This is a genomic window from Streptomyces sp. NPDC051051, assembly GCF_040682975.1.
GTDB lineage: Bacteria > Actinomycetota > Actinomycetes > Streptomycetales > Streptomycetaceae > Streptomyces.
Genome location: NZ_JBFBCB010000114.1, coordinates 1 through 5,199, shown reverse-complemented (window position 1 = coordinate 5,199; position 5,199 = coordinate 1). Strand labels below are relative to the sequence as shown.

Below are 5,199 nucleotides of genomic sequence, written 5' to 3'. Positions count from 1 at the left end.
CGGCGCCACCTTGGAAGGGTCAGCGATCTCCGGAACGTCCACCGTCCCAGCGGCCTGCACGGTCGTCGTCATCATGTGCCCCTCCCAATCGATCAACCAAGACACCACCGGTCCGTCGTCGCCGGCTCGTCCTCCCCGCAAACACCCGCCTACCCCCGACCCCCACAACCATTCCCCGAACTTTCGGCACCGGGACGTCCGGGCCGGGCCGGCTGACGAGATGCAGGTCGTTCCGCTCGGCTGCGGGGAAAGCGCGGGCGTGGACAAACCGTTCACGGTCGTCACGCGTGACGACGGCAGGAAGCCCTTGCGGGCCGCATCGGCACGCTCGCGCCGCAGTACGGTCACCGGCTTGCCGAACAGGCGAGGGCTCCGCCCGGTGAACGAGGTTGTCCAGGAGACGGGTCCGGAGCCGTGATCACACCAGACACCGCGAGATCGTTCCTCGACCGGCGCTCCTCACCGGCCCCGGTGACCTGAGTCAGTCGAAGAGGGCAACGAGTCCGTTGACCCAGATCGCGAGGAACACGAGGACCGCCACCAGGCAGCCGACACCCGCCAGCACACCGCCGGCCGTCCACGGCTCGGAGGGCGCCTCGTACTCCCCTTCCAGGTCGTCCCGGTAGGAGGCGGGGTCGTCCCAGGCGACGGGGTGCCCCAGCTCCTCGGCGCAGGCGGTCCGCACCGCGATCAGCTGCCCCTTCGCGAAGGCGGTGGCGGCCTCCGCCTCGGGGCCGCGCCAGGCGAGGGCCTTCATCCGCCACCCGGGAGACCCGTACCGCGCCTCGAAGGCGGCGGTCTCGTCGGCGTTCCGGTCCTCTTCGAGGTACATCCAGCGTCCAGCCTCGGCGGCGTCGCCGTAGAGCCGGTACACCTCGGCCAGACGGCGGCGGAGCGTCAGGTCGTGCGGGAAGGACGAGACGAGACCGCGCAGGCGCTGACGCGCGACGGGGACCCGGCCGGCGGCCAGGTCCGCATCGACTCGGGCAAGGGTCTCCTTCAGGGGCATGAACGCATGATCGGGGGCCGCACCGGCCTACGTCGACCTGGTTTTGCCGCTCAGCCGCCGGACGACGGAGAAACCAGCAGGCCGGCAGGCATTCTGTAGATCATTTACTGGACGGTCTCCAGCATCGCTGGTCATGGCTACAGTGATCGTGACCATCGGGCTGGCGTTCATCGGCTACCTGGCGACCTATCTGAACGGGCTGCGTCTGGCACAGAGACAGGCCCGCCTCACGCGCGTCGACCAGCAGCTGAGTGACTTCTACGGGCCGCTGTTCGCGCTGATGGAAGCCAACAGCCGTACCTACGACACCTGGTCGGAGAAGTACGCCCGCCCCGACGGCCGCGACCCCTTCCGCCACGACGCTCCTCCCACCGAGCGGGAACTCGCGGAGTGGCGCACCTGGGCCACGACCGTCTTCATCCCCAACATCCAGGCCATGCGAGACGTCGTGGTCACCAAGGCCGACCTCCTCATCGAGGAGGAGATGCCCCAGGCCCTCCTCCAGCTTTGCGCCCACGTCTCGGGCTACGAGATCACGGCTGCACGCTGGGCCCGAGGCAACTACGAAGAGCACCTGTCCGTCATACCCTTCCCGGACCGGGCGCTCAGGGAGTACATCCGCGACAGGTTCACCCAGCTCAAGAGGGAGCAGGCCCGACTGCTCGGACACAGCCGAGCTGCCGGCGCGAACCGGTGGACGAGCTTCGTCGGCCGATGAGACGGAGCCAACCGGCACAGCCGGCTCATCGCAGGCCGTCCTCGCACCGTTGAAGACATCCCACGAGAGCGTCCGTCTGTTTTCCCGGAACAGCGTGCCCACCCCGCACCGGCCATGCGCTCGGAGCCCCGGACTCCTCGCCGGCCGGTGCGGACCACGCGTGCGGTCCGGTGCCGGCCTGCCCGGTGGCCGGCACCGGGCCGGCACCGGGGACACGCCGTCTTCCGCGGCACGCCCGCGGACCGGGCAGCCACTCGGTGGCGGCACCTCGTCGTGCCGGGCCCGCGGTGCGCCGGGGCCCGGCACGGCTGTCGGGGTCCGCGCCGTGGGGACGGCACGCCGTCGTCCGCCCGGGACCGCTCCGTCCCCGCACAGCCGAAGAACTGCCGCCGCTCGACGGACCGCCGGGTCGTCGTCGACGCCGGCACCCGGCGGGCGGTCGTCGTCGACCGGCCCGTGACGGGGCAGCAGGAGGGGGGCACGGAACTGCCGTGCGGACCGGCGACGTTGCCGGGATTTCGATGACAGCGGCTTCACCCCCGTGCGTGCGCGGGGGGGGCACGGCATGTGGGCGCTCGGGCTCGTCCGGGAGCCGTCGGACGCGGGCGCGCCCGTCAGTGGGCGTCGGCAGCCGCTTCCGGGTGGCGTGCCTCACTGGACGGGCAGGCAGCCCTCGTCCGAACAGGCGAGTTCGTCGTCGGAAAGCTTGTCGAGCAGCACCGTGGTGGCGAAGCGTCGGTCCGAGGACCAGTCGGCGTGGCGCAGGAGCTCGGGGTCGGCGCCCGCGATGACGGTGAGGGGGATGCGGACGGGGAGCCGGGCGATGAGACCGACGAGCTCTCGGGTCGCCGTGTCCTCCAGGTGCAGGTTGTCGATGATCAGGACGATCGGGCCGTCATGGGCGACGGCTTCCAGGAAGTACCGCCACACGTCCCGCCACTCCTCGGCGCCCAGCCGCTCGGGCGAGCGGTTCGACGTCTCGAGGACCGAAGTGCAGCGGGCGACCAGCCAGTTGATGCAGCTCTTTCCGGCGTCCAGGCGCTGGACGGCGGCGCTGACCTTCCGGCGGACCGCCCAGGGCGGGTCGGACTTCGACAGTCCCGAGAACCTGGAGATGATCCTCCGGTGCAGGCCGAAGGGGCCCGCCTCGGCGGCGTCCTGGCCGTTCCAGCTCAGCACCTGGGCCCCGTCGAGCGCCGAGCCGGCGAAGTCCCCCAGCTTGTCGAGCATCCGGCGGCGGGGGCTTTCCTCGGTGCTCAGCACGGTGATCAGGTGCGGCTGGGACCAGCGGTTGCTGTGGGTCATCACCCCCTGCAGCAGGTCGAGTTCGCGGTGGTGGGCGTCGTCGGCAGGTCCGGGGTCGATGGGTCCGAGCAGCTTCCAGCGGACGGGCGTGCCCGGGATCTCCTCGTACGCGAAGTGCTCCTTGGTCTCCTCCCGCGTGCGGTCGCAGACGTGGGTACCGTCCGAGGTCGCCAGGGCCAGCAGCGCCTCGCATTCCTTCACCGTGGCGCCGTAGACCCTGGGCGGCCGGCTGCCGCCGAGGGACTGGCTCACCAGCACGGCGCCCGTCGCGACGGCCGTGCGCAGCTCCGTGCGGGCGGTCACGGGGGCACCCGCCCGTGAGGCGGACGCGGTCAGGGCCGTGCGCAGCGCGTTCGCGGCGCGGGCCGCGCGCAGCGGGTACTCGGTGTCGTCCGGGTCCGCCGGGAACAGGGCGAGGGTGAGCGCGTGCAGCGAGAAGACGACCGTGCCGCCGCAGCGTTCGATCTCCTGGTGGATCAGGGTGCCCACCCCGTCCATCACGGCGTCGAGTTCACCGGCCTCGGTCGAGGCGGGGTCGGGTTCGGCCCGTACCAGCAGGAGGCTGGCCTCGCTGCGTACCGCGGAAGCGATGGTGGGTGTGCCGGTGTTCGCCGTCGCTGTCGCCGTCGCCGTCGACAGGTCCCGGGCGGGGGCGTGGTGCGTCGTCGTGCCGTTCTTCGGCGCCGAACCGTTCGCGGGGGACAGCACCTTGGGGGGCGACGCCGCGACGGGGGCGGAGAGGACGGCCCTCAGGGCCGGACGGTCGGGACTGGGGCCCGAACCCTGGACGGGCGGCCGGGACGGGGCCGGGAGCTTGCCGTCGGTCAGGGATCTGGCGCTGTGCGGCTGGAGCGGGGCCTCCGCGAGCGTCAGGGCCGGGACGGGGGCGGGCCGGACGCCCGCCGGGTCGGGGTGGTGCGGGCGGGGGGCCGGGTCCTGGAAGGAGGGCCGGGGCGAGGCGGGGGCCGGGCTGTCGGGGACGGCTCGCGGGCCGAGCGGCCGGGGCGCAGTCTCCATCGCGCTGGGCAGCAGGGCCGCCGTGCCCTGCACGGAGTACGGGCCGCCGGGGGCCGGCGCGGGCTGGAGGGCGAGGTCGTGGGTGAGGATCGCCTGCTGGAGCTGCTGGAGTTCCCGGCTGGGTTCGAGACCGAGCTCCTCGACCAGCTGGGCCCGCAGCCGGCTGAAGACCCCCAGCGCGTCCGACTGGCGCCCGCAGCGGTACAGGGCACGCATGAGCTGGCCGCAGGCGCGCTCGCGCAGCGGCTCGTTCTCCACCAGCGACTCCAGCTCGCCGAGCACCGCGTAGTGGCGTCCGCAGGCGAGCTGGGCTTCGAAGACGTCCTCCAGGACGTCCAGCCGCATGTTCTGGAGCGTGGTCAACTCCGGCCACAGCAGGCCGACTTCGGTCAGGTCCGCGAGGGCAGGACCGCGCCACAGCTCCAGGGCGTCGCTGAGCAGCGTGGCCGCCGCGTCGGGTTCCCCCGCCTCCAGCCGGGTTCGGCCCTCGCGCACCCACCGGTGGAAGAGGTGCAGATCGACGCGTTCGAGGGCGACGTCCAGGGAGTAGCCGGGAGGCTGGGTGCGCAGCGCCACGGGCGCTTCCGCGGTCGGGCCGGTGACGAGTTTGCGGCGCAGGCTCCAGATCGAGTTCTGCAGGATCTTGCGGGCGGTCATCGGAGCTTCTTCGACGCTCCACAGCGCCTTCAGCAGTTTACTGATGGGTACCGTCTGGTTGGGGTGGAGGAGGAGATATCCGAGCGTCGCCCGCTGTTTGCTGCCCCCCAGCGAGATGGGCTGCCCACCGGATATGACCTCTAACGGACCTAACATCCTGAACCACATAGTCCCTCAGCATGGTTGGCGTGCGGCGCAGGGCTCACCCCCCTTTACGCCGGGAACACTGCCAATGCTACTAAGAGTACGAGCCAATACCACAGCAATCTGTGGTCGATCCCTCACGAGTCGGTGGTTCTCGCGGCGGTGACGGCGCCGGCCCGTCCGCCGCGGGGGGCACGTCGATCGTCCACGGACCGAACTCCTGGTGAACCCCTTTCCGGCCGGCCTCCACGGGCGCCGGGCGGGGGGCCCCCCGCGCCCCCCCCCCGCCCGGGGGGGGCGGCGCCGGGCCGGGCCCCCCCCCGGCCCCCCCCGGCGCGTGCGCAAAGGA

At 72.2% G+C, this 5,199-nt stretch carries 3 protein-coding genes and 1 pseudogene; 1 reads left to right on the top strand and 3 read right to left on the bottom strand.

All coding sequences use genetic code 11. The features are described from left to right. Positions 1-303: 303 nt before the first annotated feature. Positions 304-431, bottom strand: a pseudogene (locus tag AB0N31_RS36130) (IS5/IS1182 family transposase); the annotation flags it as partial. Positions 432-481: 50 nt separating this feature from the next. After that, positions 482-1,009 carry a DUF6584 family protein gene (locus tag AB0N31_RS36125; protein WP_366062778.1) on the bottom strand — a complete coding sequence of 176 codons (528 nt, stop codon included), beginning with the start codon at positions 1,007-1,009 and terminating at the stop codon, positions 482-484. Between the two features lie 133 nt (positions 1,010-1,142). Here AB0N31_RS36125 and AB0N31_RS36120 point away from each other — a divergent pair, with 133 nt between their 5' ends. Beyond that, the gene (locus tag AB0N31_RS36120; protein WP_366062777.1) at positions 1,143-1,727 is read left to right on the top strand and encodes a hypothetical protein; all 585 of its coding nucleotides are present in this window, start codon (positions 1,143-1,145) and stop codon (positions 1,725-1,727) included. Between the two features lie 651 nt (positions 1,728-2,378). Here AB0N31_RS36120 and AB0N31_RS36115 read toward each other — a convergent pair. Next, the gene (locus tag AB0N31_RS36115; protein WP_366062776.1) at positions 2,379-4,706 is read right to left on the bottom strand and encodes a BTAD domain-containing putative transcriptional regulator; all 2,328 of its coding nucleotides are present in this window, start codon (positions 4,704-4,706) and stop codon (positions 2,379-2,381) included. Positions 4,707-5,199 lie beyond the last annotated feature (493 nt).